Genomic DNA, 17,662 nt, shown 5'->3' on the forward strand with positions numbered 1-17,662 from the left:
CTCGCTCCTCAGGCCGGTTCGAGGGCACGGATGTCCATCTGACGATGGAACCAGTATTCGTAACCTTCCACGCTTTCGTTGAAGGCAACGTTCAGGGTCGGCTGCCAGAGGGGAATGCGGGGAATGTCCTCGAACGCCAGCTCGATCATGCGTTTTACATTGGGGGCGTAATCGGGATGGTCCATGGCCATGTCCAGCGTGTCATCCACCAGCCGGGCCATTTCCGGATTGTCGTAGTTGTAGGAGTTGAACAGGTTGCCCTTGATGTAGGCCCAGTAGAAGTAATAGTCCGGAGTGTTCAGCCAGCCGCCGAAGTTCTCCAGGTGCAGGGGCAGTTTCTTGTCCACCAGCGCCACCGTACGCCAGTTGGCACCGGGGATTTTCTCAATGGTGGCCCTGATGCCAATGTCCGCCAGCCCCTGCTGGATCAATAGTGCCGCCGGCTCCGCCCAGTCAGCGTGGGACAGGTTGAACGACAGCGGCACGTCGAAGCCATTCTCGTACCCGGCCTCTGCCATCAGCGCTTTGGCTTTCTCGATGTTCAGGTCGTAGGGTGACTTCTGCGGCCAGTTAATCTTGTCGACGGTGTCGGTTCCGCCCCACATGGGCATGCCCTGTTCATAGGCGGCCTGCTCGAAGATTTTCTGATAGGGAATGGACCAGGCCACCGCCTGGCGCACACGCTTGTCCTTGAAGGGTTCGAAGTCGAGGTTGGTGCACAGAGAATAGATACAGTTCTCGATAGGCGTGCTGACTACCTTTACCCCGGGCTTGCTGGCCAGCTCCTTGGCATCCTTGTTGGGGATGTTGTGAGAGGCGCTGACGCTGCCCCGCTCGATCAGGGCCCGGCGGGTGGACTGCGCCGGCACTTCACGGACGATGACCCGCTGGTAGCCCGGAATCTCGCCGCCAACCCACTTGTCATTGCGCTCATAGACCAGCTGCTGGCCGGCGTCCCAGCGGGCCACTTTATAGGCTCCGGAGCCCGCCGGGTTGCGGTGCAGGTACTCGGTGGCCCAGGGGTCATCGTCAGTGGCGTTGGCTTTGGCTACCTCGGAATTGATGATAATGGGGATGGGCGTGGCCAGATCCGGCAGCGCCAGCTTGGACGGAAACGGCAGCGTGATGCGGAAAGTGCGGTCATCCACTACCTCGAACTGCTCCGGCGAGGACAATCGACCCGCTTTCATCTGTACGGTGGGGAAGCCGCCGAGAGACACGGCCCGGTCCAGGGACCATTTGACGTCGTGGGCCGTCACCGGTTTGCCGTCCCAGAAGGTGGCGTCTTCATGGATCCTGAAGGTCATGACGGTGCCGTCGTCACTGATCTCCCAGGACTCGGCCAGTTCCGGCTGCACATTGTCATAGTCATAGCTCAGGGAACCATCCGGCATCTGCTTGGTGCCGAAGGACACCAGCCGGTCATAGCAGTTGATGGCGACCTGATAGCTGGACCGGTTGGTACCGCTGCGGTGGATATCCAGACTGTTGATGGTACCGCCAATCACCACCACGGCGGTTTCCTGGCTGGCGGCCGACGCCGGCAGGATCTTGAACAGCGGCAGGACGCTGGCACCGACGGAAAGTGAAGTGGCGCCCTTGAGGAAGTCTCGACGATTCATTTTGCATGCTCCTGAATGATAAAACCTGCCAGGGTGTATGCAATCGCTAAGCCAATGCCGAAAACGACATGCCATAATTCAGGATTAGTATTTTAGATCAATAAATTAGAATCCAAGGCTGGATTCGAATTCAGTCATTGTCGGTACGACAGTCAAGAGTATGTAGTGCTTGCATGCACTGACAGGGGGCAGGCGTGCTCCATGGGCAGGCCTGGCGTGTCTGGGGTTTGCGCTTGAGGGGTAAGATGGAGGCAGGCAACTCTTCAAATCATCGCGCCTCAGTTGGCTCGCCGTGCTCCGGTGCTGGAGGCAGATATATGAGTTTGCTGGCCCCCGCTGGCACCCGCCTGCACAAAGCGTCCGGCCATTTCCGGCGGGAGTACTTGCCGGTCCAGAGAACTTGTTCATGACGGTCAACGCCATGAACATGAAAAACTGATTTTGCAATGTCGACGCCAACTCGGGCAATGGTCATCTGGAATTCTCCTCATCCTCACGATGGTGGTTTGCCTCACTCATCATTATGGCGTGTTGACGCCGGAGTTAGGCGAGGAGGAGTCCACCCCATTGTTTACGAAGGTTCGCTTTGAGATCGCTACTCATGGGTCACAGCTAAACAAAAGCGAACATTGCGCCGGAGGGTTCTCAGATGGCCTCGGGTGAGTTTGCTTGTCCTACGCAGATTAACGAAAAAAGTCGAAAAACTTCGTCGATTTTCACTACCTGGGCTTACAAGTCTATGAAAGTTATGAAATAGTGGGTTTCATAAGATGCGGGATAAGCGAACAGGTCGTCCGCGCAAAAATGGACATTTTGCCTTTATGCTCTACTGGCTGGTGGTAGTCCGTATTTTAAGCTTCTGAAATGAACGATAAAAAAGATGGGTGACACTCTGGTTGGTGCGGATAAGCATTTGGGGGATAGGTGTCATTTGTCGTTGAATCAGCTGTTATGTTTCTGAAAGGAGGTAGTCTTTGGCCTCGACTTGCGTAAACCGCTGAAGGTTGCCACCCATTCCACGTGAAGCCTGCCACCCGGACCGGAGCAAGGCTGCCACCCATCGGAGCGTAGCGACGCGGGGTTTCTCTTCTTACTCCGAAGTCTCGGTGGTCGTCAACTTTGCCTGTTGTTTTCGCATGGACTCGCCCCGCAGATTGATCTTGTAGGCGTTGTGAACGAGCCGGTCCAGAATGGCGTCTGCCAGAGTGGCGTCACCGATTACGCCATGCCATTCCTCGATGGGTAATTGGCTAGTGGCGATGGTGGAGCGCCGGCCATGTCGGTCTTCCAGCACCTCCAGCAAGTCTCTCCGGTTCTCCGCGCTCAGTTTCATCAGCCCCCAGTCATCCAGGATCAACACGTCGACCTTGGCCAGATTCGTCAGGAGTTTTGAGTATTGGCCGTCGCCCTTGGCAATGGTCAGCTCCCGCATCAGTCGGGTCAGGCGCACGTACTGTGCGGTGTAGCCTTCCCGGCAGGCCTTGTGTGCCAGGGCGCAGGCCAGCCAGGTTTTGCCAACCCCGGTGGGACCGGTGATGAGCACGTTCAGGTGCTCTTTTACCCATTGGCAGCCCGCCAGTGATTGCACCAGCCCTTTATCCAGGCCCCGTGAGTGCCGGTAATCGATGTCTTCGAGGATGGCCGTGTGCCGCAGCCGGGCCCGGCGCAACCGGCTGGTCATGCGCCGGTTATCTCGCTCGGTCATTTCCCGGTCCACGAGTAGCCCGAGGCGCTCCTCGAAGCTCAGATCGGTGATGTCGGGGGTGGCCGACTGATCCGCCAGGGCGGCAGCCATGCCGGTTAGCTTGAGAGCGTGGAGCTTGTCCAGAGTCGGATGTTTCAACATGTCAGGTTCCTTCAGTGGTAGTAGGCGGGGCCGCGGATGTTGTCGTGGGTGTCGGGTAAGGCCAGTTCCTGTTGTTCTTCCAAGGGCTGCTGGTCCAGGCGATGTTTGAGGATGGATTCAATGCTCTTGTAGCGGCAGCTTCCCAGCATCAGGGCGCGCTGGCAGGCGGCCTCCAGCCGCGACTCGCCGTAGCTCTGCCCCAACCGGAGAATGCCGAGGCACGAACGGTAAGCCTGCTGTGGGTGTTTGCGGGCACCCAGTGCGGTGCGGATAAGCTTCTCCGTCGCCGGTCCGGTCTTGGCTGCCCAGGCGATCAGCCGTTCCGGCGACCACTCGCCGGCGTGGCGATGGGATTCGGGCATGTGCGCGGCGATGGTGGTGTGCCGTCCCTTCTGGTCGGAGCGCCGGTGGCTGGCGATCCGGTTGCCCCGGTAAAAGCATTCGATGGTGTTGTGAGTGATGCGAACCTCCACCTCTTTCTTGATCAGGGTGTAGGGCACCGAGTAGTAATGCCCGTCGATGGCCACGTGGTAGTCGATGTGGACCCGGGCTTTTTTCCACTCCGCGTAGACATACGGCTCTGCGGGCAATGGCTGTAGAACCGGTTTATCCAGCTGCTCGAAGTGGTCGCGCCGGCAGCCGGGCAACTTGCGGAAGGGGCGGGTGTTCAGCCTCTCCAGCAGCTCACGGATGGTGGCGTTGAGTTGCCCCAGAGAGAAGTGCTGGTGATGGCGCAACGCCGCCAGGATCCAGCGCTCGACGATCAACACACCCCCTTCCACCTTGGCCTTGTCGCGGGGCTTGCGGGCACGCGTGGGAACGATGGCGATCCCATAATGGGCAGCCATATCCTGGTAAGTTGGATTGAGGTCCGGTTCGTACCGGTGGGCCTTGGTGACCCCCGATTTCAAATTGTCCGGGACCACTAATTCCGGCACTCCGTTCAGGTACTGGAAGGCCCGGGTGTGAGAGCCGATCCAGTCCGGCAATGTCTGGCTCCAGGTGGCTTCGGCGTAGGTGTAATTGGATGCGCCCATCACCGCGACAAAGACTTGCGCCTCATGGATCTCTCCGGTGGTGCGGTCAATGACGGGCACGGTCTGACCAGCGTAGTCCACGAACAGCTTCTCACCGGCCCGATGGTCCTGGCGCATCACCAGGTCCAGCTTGCCCCGCCAGGTCCGGTAGTGCTCGCAGAACCAGCTGTACTGATAACCGTCCGGGTTGGCTTGCCGGTACTCCTGCCACAGCAGGAACAGGGTGACATTCTTGCCCGTGAGTTCGTCGCGGATGTGTTGCCAGTCGGGTATGCCTCTGGCCTGTGCCGGGAGATCCGGTGGTGGCGGGAACAGCAGCTGCTCCAGATGGGCCTCGTCCAGATCCGCTGGCAACGGCCAGCTCAGACCGGCCTCAACCGTGCGGCGCAGGTATTCGCTCACGGTGGGGCGGCTGACGCCACAGGCCGCCGCAATCTGGCGGTTGCTCAGCCCTCGCTCCCACTTGAGGCGAAGAACTTCTTTGATCTTACGCATGGATAACCTCTTCGCTGGCATCTGGCCCATCTCCGGATGAAAAGGGTCAGAGTACCGTTAAGTTATCCCGCGCCGGACGATTTTGATGGAGCTTCAGGCAGCCTGCCGGGGTGGCAGCTTTGCCGTGGAATCAGTGGCAGCTTTCGCGTGGAATGGGTGGCAGGCTTGGTCTGGAATCAGTGGCAACCTTGGTCTGGAATACGCACTCGACTTGGCTAGACATCGTTGATACCGCAGTAAAGATTGGGCTAGGCGCTGCGATCAGCGGCATCGCAACGTACACCGTCACGCGGTACAAGCATGTTTCAGATAAAAGTCTTGAGGCGACTCAAAGAAAGCGGGATGCCTTAAGCCAAGTTGCTGAAGAAGTTGAGGAGTTCTCCCATATTTCTCTCAATTATTGGGCGCGGATTCTCGATTGGACTCGGAAACGTGCGAATGGGAAGTCACCGAATGAAACACAAGAGCAAGAGCTTCGCCTCGTTCGCACAGAGCTATTCAATTCTTATAAGGTGCTAGCCAGCGCTGAATCAAAGCTTTTGCTCATGGGTGAGCGGGAGGCTCAGGATTTAGTCCGGAAATATGGTGAAGAATTGACCAAGTTTTATTCGAAAGCATTCGTTGGTGATCACGGGATGTCGGTAGATGAAATTCAAGGGTGGCGCGAGGTAATCCTTTCAGGTCGTATCAAAGTGTTTAATGAGTTGAGCCGCGTGTTCAAGAGTTTGGAAACATAACCAAACCAGTCACGGCGACGCCTTTTTCGTTGCGGCTTTGCCTCCACTACAAAGGCGCGCGTGCTGAGCGGCGTGTGTGCCGGGCATGGCTCAGAACTAGGGAGCGGAGCGCCGCCCGGGTGAAAGTCCTCCTGCCAGGTGTTCGCAGAGCCGAAGGCTAGGAGAAGGGCAATGGCGTCATCGCGAGGTGGGGTCTCCGGGGCGCCGGCCGGAAGTAAGCCCAATCCAAAGCGGCGGGGCGACGAACAGGAACCCGATACGAGGTGTGGTACATCCGGGGCGAGCGGGCACGTGACCGCGAAGCCCTCCTTCTGCGACCGGGATGTGCTTTATAAATCGGGCGTTCACGCCGTGAAAGCTCTGTGCCTTACCCCGGGAGGTCTGCCATGTGTGGACGGACCCACTGAGAGACGAGCGATCGCCTCTGATCGCGTGGCAGAAATCAGCCGAGGGCATAGTAGGTTCGCCCGTGAACCGAAGGCCCGAACAGAGACAGGAGTCGAGTGTCCGTGCAGGGAAACGGGATGGCATCCGCAAAGCAGCTTGCGCTGCCCCTGGAGTCCCCAGGGGATGAACCCGTTGCTGGAAACCGGAAAGACTCGCACTCCGTCAACCCTCACCGTGGATGGCGCGTGTATTGAGCAGGGACAACCTCAATCGCGCCCTGAAACAGGTTCGACGTAACAAGGGAGCGCCGGGCATCGACGGCATGACCGTGGATGGATTGACGGATTATCTGCGTCAACACTGGCCGGAGATCCGGCAGCAGTTGCTCCAGCAGACCTACCGACCCAAACCGGTCCGGCGGGTCACCATTCCCAAAGCCAACGGCGATTCCCGCCCTCTGGGCATCCCGACGGTGCTGGACCGCTTTATCCAGCAAGCAATCGCTCAGGTTATCCAGCAGGATTGGGAACCCCGCTTTCACCCACATAGCTACGGTTTTCGCCCGGGACGCTCTGCGCATCAAGCCGTCCGATACGGACAGCGCTGCGCCCGGGAAGGTCGCACTTTGTGTATTCATCATATTTTTCATTGATGCGAGGGTGCGTATACGGACGAACGTGAACGACCATTCTGGCATGCAAAACATGTATTCGCCAACGACTGGTTCCGGTGGGGCACACAAGTAATTAAGTTCAGTGGTTGGGACCGGCAGGTCAATCAAAAGACCTCTTCTGCAGAGGCCTCATGCTATTCGCGTGGAGTAAGCAAGATTAGCTAGTCAGGAATCTAGTCAGAACCAGTCCTTCCAAAACTTCTGCTTCTTTCGCCTTGCCGTTCTATTCGGACGTCAGGTCGTTAATATCGCAGGTTCCAACAGCTCAGCCCAACACATGGCGGAAAGTGGGAGCCTTAAAATTTCGCTTTCAGCGATTTGACCTAACCACTTCCTTCCGAAGGAATTCCAAAAGACGAGAATCACGGGCGTGGGCGATGTTGATGCGTAAGGCGTGGCTGGCATCACCATCCGTTAAAGTAAACAGGTGACCGGGGGCCAAGAAGATGCCTTGACCGGAGGCCTTGTGAGTAAGCTCCATTATGTTCACGTTATCGGGTAGCGGGCACCAAACATAATATCCTCCGGTGGGTGGATGGATCTGATTCAAGCCGATACCCCCCAAAGCCGTCACTGCCTCGGCTCCGGCCTTGGCAACCCTGTCCCGGAGGCGACTCATATGGCGCCGGTAACGGCCCTTTATGATCATCTCGTGAATCATGCCTTCTATCGCAGTGGACCCATTCACCACCGTTAACATTTTAATATCAGTCAGGGAATGTATAAGTTTTCTGCTGGCGGCGATGTAACCGCAACGGAGGCTGGCGGATAGAGTCTTGGAAAAGGTGCCGACATAAATTACGCGATTCAGCGCGTCCAGTGATGCTAGATGGGGTGTGGAACGAGGCAGGATGTCTCCGAAGGGGTCGTCTTCAATAATGGTTAAATCGTATTTTTCGGCAATCCGCAAGACGGCATGCATGTTCTGCAGAGACATCGAGGTACCGGTCGGATTATGTGCCATGGGTTGCACGAATAACAGCCTCGGTCGGTATGTCTGGATGGCTTGCTCCAGCTTTTCAATATCGAGGCCGTCTGGACCTCGGGGAACGCCTATGGTGCGAGCGCGTTGGAGTCTCAGTTTTCCAAACATCGGGTAATAGCCAGGCGTTTCAACGAGGACGGGGTCGTGTGCTTCAACATAATGCCGAATAATCAGGTCAAAGGCATGGTTGGCGCCAAACGTCATCAGGACCTGGTCCGGATGTGCGCTGATTGCGCGGTCCAGCAGTACGCGCGATATATCTTCCCGTAATTCCATTAAACCTTGGGGATTTCCATACTCAAATGCATCGCCCTCATTCCCTACTCCCATTCGCTTGAACTGACGGCGGATATCCGCATTTTCCATCCAACTGGCTGGCAGGCGTCCATCTCCGGCTCTCACTTCGTAATTCTGGTTCAACTGCTCCCTGAGCAGGGATATCAGGTCAACTGCTTCGGTGAAGTGCTCGGGTTTGATGTCTGGATGAGCTGGTCGGGCAACTTCAACATAGAAACCTGAGCCCCGCCGTGGCCGAACATAACCAGTGGCTACCAAGCGATCGTAAGCATCGATGATCGTGTTCTTCGAAACTCTGAAGGTATCAGCTGAACTGCGAATGGAAGGTAGTCGAGAGCCTGCGGCCAGGTCTCCCTGCTCAATCTGGCTGACTATTCTGTCAGCAATCTGTTGGGCTTTAGCTGGCTGTTGAGTCATGGCTCTTCCCAAATTGTACTTGTATTTATGTGGGTACAGTGTATGGGTCAATTACATAAATTGTACCTTGTTCAATCCATAACACTGTCCTAAGTTTGACCTAGGCTCTGAGCAAAAGTCCAGATGCCTGAAATTCTTTAGGGGAAGTCCGAATGCAGCAACTGCGCCTCACGGTACCCGGCTTTCCTGAGCAGCAATGACGTCTAATAACAAACTGTGGCGCATTGGTTTTTATTGCCGAACCTATAGTCACTCACAATGGAGAACGTTATGAAGTCAAAAACGAATAATAATCGCCGTGGTTTTCTAAAATCGATTGCCGCCGCCGTTATGGTGACGGCATCCGTTGCTTCCCCCTCGTTTGCCATCGCTGAGGAAATGCCTGAAGTTAACTGGCGTATGCAGGCGCTGTGGGATGCAGGAACCACGCCCTACGAGTACGAGAAGAAGTTCGTTGAACGAGTTGCCGAACTTACCGATGGTAAGTTCCAAATTCGATTGTTTGCCGGCGGACAGCTTGCGCCGTCAGCACAGGCATTCGAAGCTGTCCGCGGCGGCGCCTTCCAGATGATGAAGACCTTCGACGGGTATGAGGCGGGCTCCATCCCTGCGTTTGCCTTCACTAGTACCATTCCGTTTGGTTTCCCAGAGCCAGATCAGTATGAGGCCTGGTTCTATGAAAAGGGTGGGCTTGAGCTTGCTCGAGAAGCCTATGCCAAGGCTGGACTTTTCTACATCGCTCCAACCGTTTACGGTCAAGAACCCATTCACGCGAAGTTTCCATTGAATTCCTTGGATGATCTCGAGGGCAAAAAGGGTCGATTCGTTGGTCTGGCTAGTACCGTCATGGCTGAGTTTGGTGTTGCCACTACCGGACTGCCGACCGCCGAGGTATATCAGGCTCTTGAAAAGGGGGTAATTGACCTTGCCGACCGCGGGGACTTGACTGCAAATCTGGAAGCGGGTCTTGGAGAGGTTGCGGGCTATGTGATTGTGCCCGGGTTCCATCAGCCCACCACGGCTACGAGCTACGTAGCAAACCAAGGTGCCTACGACCAATTGCCGGACTCTTATAAGGCAGCCCTTGAAGTGGCAGCTCGGGAAGTATCGTCCTCCCTGCGGCAGCATATCCTGGCTCAGGATGCCGTGGCTCTGAAAAAGTTCAAAGAGCAAGGAGTGGAGGTAATTCAGTTGGATGACAGCATTATCGCGGAAGGCCGTCCCACAGCTATGAAGGCCTGGGAAAAGGCCGCTGGCGAGGATGAACTGGCCAACCAGATTCTCGAAAGCCAGATTGCCTTCATGAAAGATCTTGGCCTCATGGACTGATATCCAGTCACTTTCCGTATGACCGCAGCTCGCGCTTTTTGGCCGGGCTGCACTTCTCCAGAGGTTTACCTATGGCTGTACTTGTTGGCTATTGCCGGTTCATCACGGCGATTAACCGCTGGATAGCCGGTGCGGTCTCCATTCTTGTCTTTGTAATGGTGGCAGTCATCAGTTATGAAGTCGTCGCCCGTTACTTTTTTGATGCTCCTACCGTCTGGGCAATGGAGTTGGCGACCCTACTGTTTGGTCCCTACTTTTTGCTAGCCGGCCCCTATCTGTTACATACCGCTGGGCATGTGAATGTTGACATTCTCCATAGCCGGCTGTCAGGGAAGACTGCATCCATCCTGGACTGTTTTACCCACAGCCTGATCGTGCTGGTTTCCGCTGTCTTTATCTACTACAGCATGCCGGTAGCAATGAATGCGTACAACAGTGGCGAAACATCGTTTACAGCCTGGGACCCCGCCATTTGGCCGGTGAAGGCCTTAATTCCAATGGCGTTTTTTCTGTTTCTTTTGCAGGCTTTGGCTGAAGCTATCCTGGCAGTCCGCCGCGGGCTTGGCGGGGAGGCCTCAGCATGAGTTCCACAATAGTTCTGTCGATGATGTTTGTTGGCCTGTTGGTGCTTTTGCTAAGTGGTATGCCGCTGGCCTTTGTACTGTCTTCATTGGCGATTTTGTTTACGATCACGCTCTGGGGTGTGGACGCTTTGGTGCTGACAGTGCTTCAGACCTTTGACGCCATGACTTCCGATATCCTATTGGCAATACCGCTGTATGTGCTAATGGCCAGTGTGTTGCAGCGATCCGGCATTATCGAGTCATTGTATCGGGCCATGGAACTTTGGTTCCGGCGCCTGCCCGGCGGGCTAGCTGTTGGTACGATCGCCATTTGCACGGTGATGGCTGCCATGACTGGTATTGTTGGTGCGGCAGTTGCTGCCATGGGGATTCTGGCCCTGCCGTCCATGCTACAGCGCGGTTACGACCAGCGCCTGGCTCTTGGTACCATCTGTGCGGGCGGTACGCTCGGCATTCTGATTCCGCCTTCCATAATCACCATTGTATATGCGGCTACGGCTCAGATTTCCGTGGGCAAAATGTTTGCCGCCGGGATCGTTCCCGGTCTTGTTTTGGCTGGGCTGTATATTGCTTACATTGTCTTGAGGGCAATTGCCCAACCAGATAAGGCGCCGAGAAACACTGAGGATGATATCAACCTGCGCGAAATGTTTGTTTCGCTGAAGTCGCTGATTCTCCCAACGCTTATTGTCTTGTCTGTGTTAGGTAGCATCTATGCGGGTATCGCGACCCCCACGGAGGCGGCCGCGGTCGGTGTGGTGGGCGCATTGATTTCCGCCGCTTTCCAGCATGAACTGAACTTCGGCAATCTGAAAGCTGCAGCACTGGACACTTTGAGGGTGACCACCATGATCATGTGGATCACTATCGGTGCCAAGATCTTCGTATCGATTTTCACGGGTACTGGAGGGGCCGACTCGCTGCTGCAGTTCATCCAGGATCTGGAAGTGAACCGCTGGCTGATCCTGTTGGCAATGATGTTGGTGTTGGTATTCCTCGGGCTGTTCCTGGATGAGATTGGCATCATTCTGCTGTGTGTGCCGGTATTTCTGCCGGTCATCAACGCTTTGGATTTCGATCCGCTGTGGTTCGGTGTGTTATTCCTGATTACAGCTCAGATGGCATACATCACACCGCCCTTTGGCTACACCCTCTTCTATATCAAGGGCGTGTTGCCCGATGGTATCGGTATGGAAACCGTTTATCGCGCCATCGTGCCATTTCTGATTCTTCAGCTCATTGCCCTGACGTTGTTCATTCTATTCCCCGATATTGTGACCTGGCTGCCAGAGCAGATAGCCCAGCCATCACATTCTTGAGCACAGGAGATCACCGATCATGACAACCAAGACCTCTCGAATTCCGGGGCTTCACAATCTGTCTCCCAAGGAGCGCCTGCAAAAGGTTGTGGAAGCCGCAGGACTGAACGAACAGGTTCTAACCCATTTGGGTAATACCGGTAATTTGGATCCGGCTACTGCGGATTCGATGATAGAAAATGTTATTGGCACCCTGAATGTTCCTCTTGGGATTGCGACCAATTTGGTCATTGACGGTGAAGAAGTGTTGGTGCCTATGGCCACGGAAGAGTCTTCCGTTGTCGCCGCAGTCTGTAACGCGGCTCGCCAGTGCCGAGGTACTGGCGGTTTTACTACGGCCATGTCTGGTTCACTGATGATTGCCCAAGTGCAGCTAGTGGGCATTAGCAATCCGGAATTTGCGCGTCTGCAGATCCTGGAACATAAGTCAGATATTAAAAGGGTCTGTGATGAAACAGACCCGGTGCTGCTCAAGCATGGTGGTGGTTTCAGGGATATTGAGGTCCGTATCCTTGAGGGCCAAACCGGCCCAATGGTTGTGACGCATCTGATTGTCGACACTCGCGATGCCATGGGGGCCAATGCTGTTAACTCTATGGCGGAGGCGGTGGCGCCGCACATTGAAGAATGGACCGGTGGGCGTACCTACTTGCGTATTCTGTCCAACCTTGCTGATCGAAGGCTGGCGCGGGCACGGGCAACTTGGACACTAGAGGATATTGGCGGAGCGGAGGTTCGTGATGGAATCCTGTCGGCTTACGACTTTGCCCATACCGATTCGTATCGTGCAGCGACCCATAATAAAGGGATTATGAACGGGGTCAGTGCTGTGGTTCTGGCGACCGGCAACGACACGCGGGCAGTTGAGGCAGGGGCGCATGCCTTTGCGGCGCGTTCGGGACAGTATGATTCGTTGACCCGCTGGGAGGTTGATGCTGATGGAAATCTGAGCGGTTCTATAGAAATGCCGCTGGCGGTTGGACTCATTGGCGGGGCTACTCGCTCTCACCCCACAGCGCGTATTGCTCTCGATATTATGGGTATTGAGACCGCTGACCGTCTGGCCCGCATTATTGCCGCGGTCGGATTGGCTCAAAATTTTGCCGCCCTCAAGGCACTTGCGACTACCGGTATCCAAAAGGGGCACATGGCCTTGCATGCAAAAAATATTGCGGTAGCGGTTGGTGCTACTGGGGAGGAAGTCGATAAGATTGCGAAGGAATTAGTGTCATTGGGGAAGGTCCGGATGGACGTTGCCGAGGAAATTCTCAAGGCACTTCGGGAGTAAGCGTTATTTGGCGAGGTTAATCTGAAACCGGCCAAGATTACGCAGAGAAAGTGAGGCTTAGAGAGGGCGGCTTGAAGGGTATTCCTTTGCCCCCCATCCGGCTTGATGAGGTTGGATTGAGAGGTCATGGGCCTATTGGCCTTTTAGATCAAGTTGTGGTTCCTGCCTACCTGTTCGTTTTGTTGAACAGTTAATGGGAAAATATTGAGCTGAGATCAGGTCATTGAGCGAAATCCCCAACCTGGACTTACCCCGGTGCAGTAGACACTCCTAGCCTATGGTTGGAGTGCCGCTTGAGGCTGTCGCTCAACATGGCGATGTTGAAAGCGATGAGAAGGAAAAGAATGGGCTCACCTGATGACCTCAGCCTTCAATAAATTTGAATCCCTGTGCCTCAAAACAGATTGGGTTAAACCTGCGCTTAGAAATGGGTGAATTTCAACTATTTCGCATGGCCTCAACGTCAACCCTCGGCAGCCACTCGATAGATAAGTCTCCATCTTCCACATGAACAACACCCTGGCTCGCGTTCGGCTGGCCGTGTCGCGTTCGATAGATGAGCGAGGTGTCCAGCAGTTCCATCATGTGCAGCTTGAAGTCTGAGCCTTTGATTGCCTCGTAGTCCTCGTCGTTATTCAGCTGCCAGGTTGCCAGATCCAGTCGATTCTCCTCGAGGTTTCCGAAGAACAATATCCGCCCGCTAATTTTGGTGCGCCCCAGGTGCTGTTGGGCCAGCTGGTCGAGGCGGGTTTGGTCAAAGGTGTTGTCGTATGTCATCAGGCTGCTCCCGTGGCGTTCCAGTGGCTGGAGATGTGATTGATGAATCGTTGCTTACTGCTTATACCGTCCTGTTTCCGGTTCCACCAGGGACAAGCGGGGTGGTGAAAGCCTGAAGAGCTCTGGCTAAGTTGCTTGCCAACGGATCGCTTGGCTTTGGTTGAAACGAAAACGATGTGGTCGGGCTGTAGGGCATCAATCACTTGGTTGATGGTCTCAACCGCCACTTCAACGTCCTGTTTCTTCTGCTTTATCGTGTCCCCGGTTTTCGCTGGCCGTTGGAAGGCATTCATAAAGGCTACCTGTCGGAAAACACTGTCGTTGGCCGGCAAGCCTGCCTTGAGCAAAGCCGATTCGATGTTTCGGTAGATGGCGTGGCCCTTAGCCGTCCAGCCTTTCAGTGGTTTGTTCAGAATCCGTCTGGTGCGCATCCACTTCTGTTCTTCTAACGTCAGAACGTCCTCATGCCCCATGTACCAGCTCGCTGGATCCTTATGTACGGTACTTACTGGAGGCAGATAGTGACTCTCAGCAATCAAAAGAATCGTTGGGCCATTGCGCCCGTAGTCTGAGCCAACAAAGGGCTTGAGCAGCGGATAGCGTTGGTAGATCTCGATCTTGTCCAGCTGGTCGTCGAACGCCTCGGTGTAGTAGTTCATTACGCCGTCCAGTGGTTAGACAGGGCTTCCGCCTGCTCCATAATCAGCTCAATAGCAGCCGGCGCCTTATCCGGCGGATACTTGTACCGCTGCAACGTCCGCCGCACCAGAATCCGCAGCTTGGCCCGCACGCTCTCCCGCACCTGCCAGTCTACGGTGGTGGATTTACGCAATTTGTCAGTGATCTCCACGGCGATCTTCTTCAGAATCTCGTCGCCTAGCTCCCGCACCGCGCTCTCGTTGCTGGCCAGGGCGTCGTAGAAGGCCACTTCATCCGGGTTCAGGCCGAGGGCTGCGTCTCGCTCCATTTCGGCCTGGAACTGCTTGGCCATGGCGATCAGCTCTTCGATCACCTGTGCCGTTTCAATGCCCCGGTTGTTGTATTTCCGCAGCGTCTCTTGCAGGCGGTCGGCGTACTTCTTCTCCTGTACCACGTTGTTCCGGGTCTTGGCCTTGATGTCGTCCTTGAGCAGCTTCTCCAGCAGTTCAACGGCGAAGTTCTTGTAGGGCATTTGCCGCACGTCCTCCAGGAACTCGTCTGAGAGCAGCCCGATGTTGGGCTTGTCCAGACCGCACAAGGCGAATACATCCGTAACACCGCCACCAATCAGGGCGTTGTCCAGGATCTGCTTCAGCGCGGTGTTCTTCTCTTCCTCGGTGAGCTTCTTGTCTACGCTGGTGAACTTGGTGATGGCCGTTTTCACCTGCGACAGGAACGCCACCTCCTTTTGCAGTGTCTGGGCTTCGTCCAGGGTGGCGCACAGAGAAAAGGCCTTATTCATGGCTAGCACGGTATCCAGGAAGCGTTTCTTGCCGTCTTCCAGGCTGAGCACGTAGTTGGCGGTGGGCACCAGATACTTGTGGGGCTCGGTCTCGAATCCGCTGTAGCTGAATCCCTTACCTTTGGGGCCAGGCGCAAACATGCCGTGGATGATGTCCAGCTTCTCCAGCAGGATGGCGTACGCTTCTTCGGCGCTGTGGGTGGGGGAACCCTTGCCCTTGGCGTCGGTGTAGGTTTTCAGGGCCTGCTTGAGCTCGTTGGCGATGCCGATGTAATCCACCACCAGCCCGCCGGGCTTGTCTTTGAACACGCGGTTTACGCGAGCTATGGCCTGCATCAGGTTGTGGCCCTTCATGGGCTTGTCCACGTACATGGTGTGGCAACAGGGCGCATCGAAGCCCGTCAGCCACATATCCCGCACGATCACCAGCTTGAGCGGATCGTTGATGTCTTTGAAGCGCTTCTCGAACCGTTTCTTGGTCTGCTTGTTGTGGATGTGCGGTTGCAGCAGGGCCCGGTCAGAGGCGGAGCCGGTCATCACAACCTTGATGGTGCCTTTTTCCGGATCATCGTCGTGCCACTCCGGGCGCAGGGCGACAATCTCGTTATACAGGTGAACCGCAATCTCCCGGCTCATGGCGACAATCATGGCCTTGCCATCGATGGTACTGGAGCGGGTTTCAAAGTGATTCACCAGATCTTCCGCTACCTGCTTCAGGCGCGGCCCAGCACCGACCAGCTTCTCCAGCCGGCTCCACTCGCCCTTGGTTTTCTCACGGCTGCCAACGTCTTCATCATCTTCAACTACTTCGTCCACCTGATCGGACAGCTTCTCGATCTGCTCGCGGTTGATGTCCAGCTTGGCCAGGCGGGACTCGTAGAAGATTGGCACGGTTGCGCCGTCGTCTACCGCATCCTGGATGTCGTAGATGGACACGTAATCGCCGAACACGGCCCGTGTATCTTTGTCTTCACTTTCGATGGGCGTGCCCGTAAAGCCGATGAAAGAGGCATTGGGCAACGCATCGCGCATGTGGCGGGCGTAGCCGAATTTGTAGGTGCCGTCTTTCTTGAGCGTGGCTTTCAGGCCGTATTGGCTGCGGTGGGCCTCATCGGAGATCACCACAATGTTGTGGCGGTCGTTCAGAACCGGGTGGCCGGATTCGTCATTCAGCAGGGCGAACTTCTGAACCGTAGTGAAGATGATGCCGCCGGATTCCCGCTCAGACAGCAGGCGGCGCAGGGTATCCCGATCGTCGGCTTGCACGGGCTCCTGCTTCAATAATTCCCGGGCCGCGCTGAAGGTGGCGAACAGCTGGCCGTCCAGATCGTTACGGTCGGTGACAACTATCAGAGTGGGGTTGTTCATCTCCGGCTGTTGCAGCAGTTTGCCGGCATAACAGCACATGGAAATGCTCTTGCCAGAGCCCTGGGTGTGCCACACCACCCCGGCTTTCTTGCTGCCGGGTAGAACCTCGTCGCCGTAGGTGGCGCGCTTTTCTTGTGAGTCTTTCCGATCCAGTTGCTTGGCAGCAATCACCGTGGCCTTCACTGCTTCGCGCACCGCGTGGAACTGGTGGTAGCCGGCGATTTTCTTGATCAGCTTGTCGGAATCGGTCTCGAAGATCACGAAGTAGCGGATGTAATCCAGGAACAGCTCCCGGTCGAAGAAACCGCGCACCATGGTTTCCAGCTGCCACTCCAGCAGGGGCTTGTCGTCCTCATGTTTGATGGTGCGCCAGGGCATGTAGCGTTCCTGGCTGGCGGTGAGGGAGCCTACCCGGGCCAGATAGCCGTCGCTGATGATGGCCGCTTGGTTGTAGGCAAACAGATCGGAGCATTCGTCTTTGTAGGTCTGGATCTGGTTGTAGGCATCCCAGATGTTCACGTTCTCGGCGCCGGGGCTTTTCAGCTCCAGCACCGCCAGGGGCAGGCCGTTGATAAAGCAGATCACATCCGGCCGGCGCAGTTGCTTGGAGCCTTCCAGGGTGAACTGGTTGATGGCCCGGAACCGGTTGGCGGTCAGGTCGCCGAATTCCACCAGAAAAGCCTGATCGTGAACCACCTTGTCGTCGCGTTTGTACTCAACCGGCACACCGTCCAGTAGCAGGCGGTGAAAGGCCCGGTTACTGATCACCACATCCAGGCTTTCTGGTTTGCGGACGACGGCCACGGCTTGCTCAATAGCGTTTTGGGGCAGGTGAGGGTTGATGCGGCGAATGGCTGCCTCAAGATCCGCCAGCAACAATACCTGCCGGTAGTCGGCCCGTTCCGGGGTGTCACCATCTGGAGCAAGGTCTGGTCCATGGGCGATCTCCCAACCTCCTTCGGCGAACCATTCCAGGCATTGTTGTTCTAGCTGATCCTCAGTCACTCCGTACTTCCTTACTTAACCGGATATATTCAAAATGTGCTGCCCAAGAAAACAC

At 55.9% G+C, this 17,662-nt stretch carries 13 protein-coding genes; 6 read left to right on the top strand and 7 right to left on the bottom strand.

Annotated features, from left to right (window positions below; genetic code table 11):
* Positions 1-8 precede the first annotated feature (8 nt).
* From msub_RS18290 to istA, 3 genes are all read right to left on the bottom strand, one after another.
* Positions 9-1,622: an ABC transporter substrate-binding protein gene (locus msub_RS18290; protein ID WP_048497569.1), complete on the bottom strand. Its 1,614-nt coding sequence runs from the start codon at positions 1,620-1,622 to the stop codon at positions 9-11.
* Positions 1,623-2,712: 1,090 nt separating this feature from the next.
* The gene (gene istB, locus msub_RS18295) at positions 2,713-3,468 is read right to left on the bottom strand and encodes an IS21-like element ISSpu5 family helper ATPase IstB (RefSeq protein ID WP_048494334.1); all 756 of its coding nucleotides are present in this window, start codon (positions 3,466-3,468) and stop codon (positions 2,713-2,715) included.
* Positions 3,469-3,479: 11 nt separating this feature from the next.
* Positions 3,480-5,021 (bottom strand): IS21 family transposase, encoded by a 1,542-nt coding sequence (istA, locus tag msub_RS18300; protein ID WP_036204651.1) that lies wholly within the window; start codon positions 5,019-5,021, stop codon positions 3,480-3,482.
* A 98-nt stretch (positions 5,022-5,119) separates the two neighbouring features.
* On the opposite strand from istA, the gene msub_RS21680 reads away from it, so the two are divergent.
* Entirely contained in the window at positions 5,120-5,737 is a 618-nt protein-coding gene (locus msub_RS21680; protein ID WP_156182835.1) for a hypothetical protein, read from the top strand.
* Positions 5,738-6,374: 637 nt separating this feature from the next.
* Complete coding sequence (locus msub_RS21350; RefSeq protein ID WP_227506849.1) at positions 6,375-6,776, top strand: reverse transcriptase domain-containing protein; 402 nt, start codon at positions 6,375-6,377, stop codon at positions 6,774-6,776.
* Between the two features lie 331 nt (positions 6,777-7,107).
* On the opposite strand, the gene msub_RS18315 is transcribed toward msub_RS21350, so the two are convergent.
* Positions 7,108-8,496 (bottom strand): aminotransferase-like domain-containing protein, encoded by a 1,389-nt coding sequence (locus tag msub_RS18315; protein WP_048497572.1) that lies wholly within the window; start codon positions 8,494-8,496, stop codon positions 7,108-7,110.
* Between the two features lie 270 nt (positions 8,497-8,766).
* On the opposite strand from msub_RS18315, the gene dctP reads away from it, so the two are divergent.
* The 4 genes from dctP (at position 8,767) to msub_RS18335 (ending at position 13,016) form a co-directional block, all read left to right on the top strand.
* Positions 8,767-9,825, top strand: coding sequence for a TRAP transporter substrate-binding protein DctP (dctP, locus tag msub_RS18320; protein WP_197083905.1), 1,059 nt, complete (start codon positions 8,767-8,769; stop codon positions 9,823-9,825).
* Positions 9,826-9,896: 71 nt separating this feature from the next.
* A complete protein-coding gene (locus tag msub_RS18325; RefSeq protein ID WP_048497574.1) occupies positions 9,897-10,409 on the top strand; it encodes a TRAP transporter small permease subunit in 513 nt (170 codons plus the stop codon).
* Positions 10,406-11,728 (top strand): TRAP transporter large permease, encoded by a 1,323-nt coding sequence (locus msub_RS18330; protein ID WP_048497575.1) that lies wholly within the window; start codon positions 10,406-10,408, stop codon positions 11,726-11,728. The genes msub_RS18325 and msub_RS18330 overlap by 4 nt, the downstream gene beginning before the upstream one ends.
* A 19-nt stretch (positions 11,729-11,747) precedes the next feature.
* Positions 11,748-13,016: a hydroxymethylglutaryl-CoA reductase, degradative gene (locus msub_RS18335; RefSeq protein WP_048497576.1), complete on the top strand. Its 1,269-nt coding sequence runs from the start codon at positions 11,748-11,750 to the stop codon at positions 13,014-13,016.
* 438 nt (positions 13,017-13,454) lie between these two features.
* On the opposite strand, the gene msub_RS18340 is transcribed toward msub_RS18335, so the two are convergent.
* Genes msub_RS18340 through msub_RS18350 form a run of 3 tightly spaced genes read right to left on the bottom strand, consistent with a single transcriptional unit; the run spans position 13,455 to position 17,607 of the window.
* On the bottom strand, positions 13,455-13,793 hold the full coding sequence (locus tag msub_RS18340; RefSeq protein ID WP_048497577.1) for a hypothetical protein: 339 nt from the start codon (positions 13,791-13,793) through the stop codon (positions 13,455-13,457).
* Positions 13,793-14,452, bottom strand: coding sequence for a hypothetical protein (locus tag msub_RS18345; RefSeq protein WP_048497578.1), 660 nt, complete (start codon positions 14,450-14,452; stop codon positions 13,793-13,795). Before msub_RS18345 ends, msub_RS18340 begins: the two co-directional genes overlap by 1 nt.
* The gene (locus tag msub_RS18350) at positions 14,452-17,607 is read right to left on the bottom strand and encodes a type I restriction endonuclease subunit R (RefSeq protein WP_048497579.1); all 3,156 of its coding nucleotides are present in this window, start codon (positions 17,605-17,607) and stop codon (positions 14,452-14,454) included. The genes msub_RS18345 and msub_RS18350 overlap by 1 nt, the downstream gene beginning before the upstream one ends.
* Between the last annotated feature and the right edge of the window lie 55 nt (positions 17,608-17,662).

This window comes from Marinobacter subterrani (genome assembly GCF_001045555.1).
Taxonomy (GTDB): Bacteria; Pseudomonadota; Gammaproteobacteria; order Pseudomonadales; family Oleiphilaceae; genus Marinobacter; species Marinobacter subterrani.

Bases quoted from the DNA above. Each gene is read 5' to 3' on its own strand.
- dctP (WP_197083905.1), top strand. From the start codon at position 8,767: ATGAAGTCAAAAACGAATAATAATCGCCGTGGTTTTCTAAAATCGATT.
- istB (WP_048494334.1), bottom strand. From the start codon at position 3,468: ATGTTGAAACATCCGACTCTGGACAAGCTCCACGCTCTCAAGCTAACC.
- istA (WP_036204651.1), bottom strand. From the start codon at position 5,021: ATGCCAGCGAAGAGGTTATCCATGCGTAAGATCAAAGAAGTTCTTCGC.
- msub_RS18325 (WP_048497574.1), top strand. From the start codon at position 9,897: ATGGCTGTACTTGTTGGCTATTGCCGGTTCATCACGGCGATTAACCGC.
- msub_RS18315 (WP_048497572.1), bottom strand. From the start codon at position 8,496: ATGACTCAACAGCCAGCTAAAGCCCAACAGATTGCTGACAGAATAGTC.
- msub_RS18290 (WP_048497569.1), bottom strand. From the start codon at position 1,622: ATGAATCGTCGAGACTTCCTCAAGGGCGCCACTTCACTTTCCGTCGGT.
- msub_RS18335 (WP_048497576.1), top strand. From the start codon at position 11,748: ATGACAACCAAGACCTCTCGAATTCCGGGGCTTCACAATCTGTCTCCC.
- msub_RS18345 (WP_048497578.1), bottom strand. From the start codon at position 14,452: ATGAACTACTACACCGAGGCGTTCGACGACCAGCTGGACAAGATCGAG.
- msub_RS18340 (WP_048497577.1), bottom strand. From the start codon at position 13,793: ATGACATACGACAACACCTTTGACCAAACCCGCCTCGACCAGCTGGCC.
- msub_RS18330 (WP_048497575.1), top strand. From the start codon at position 10,406: ATGAGTTCCACAATAGTTCTGTCGATGATGTTTGTTGGCCTGTTGGTG.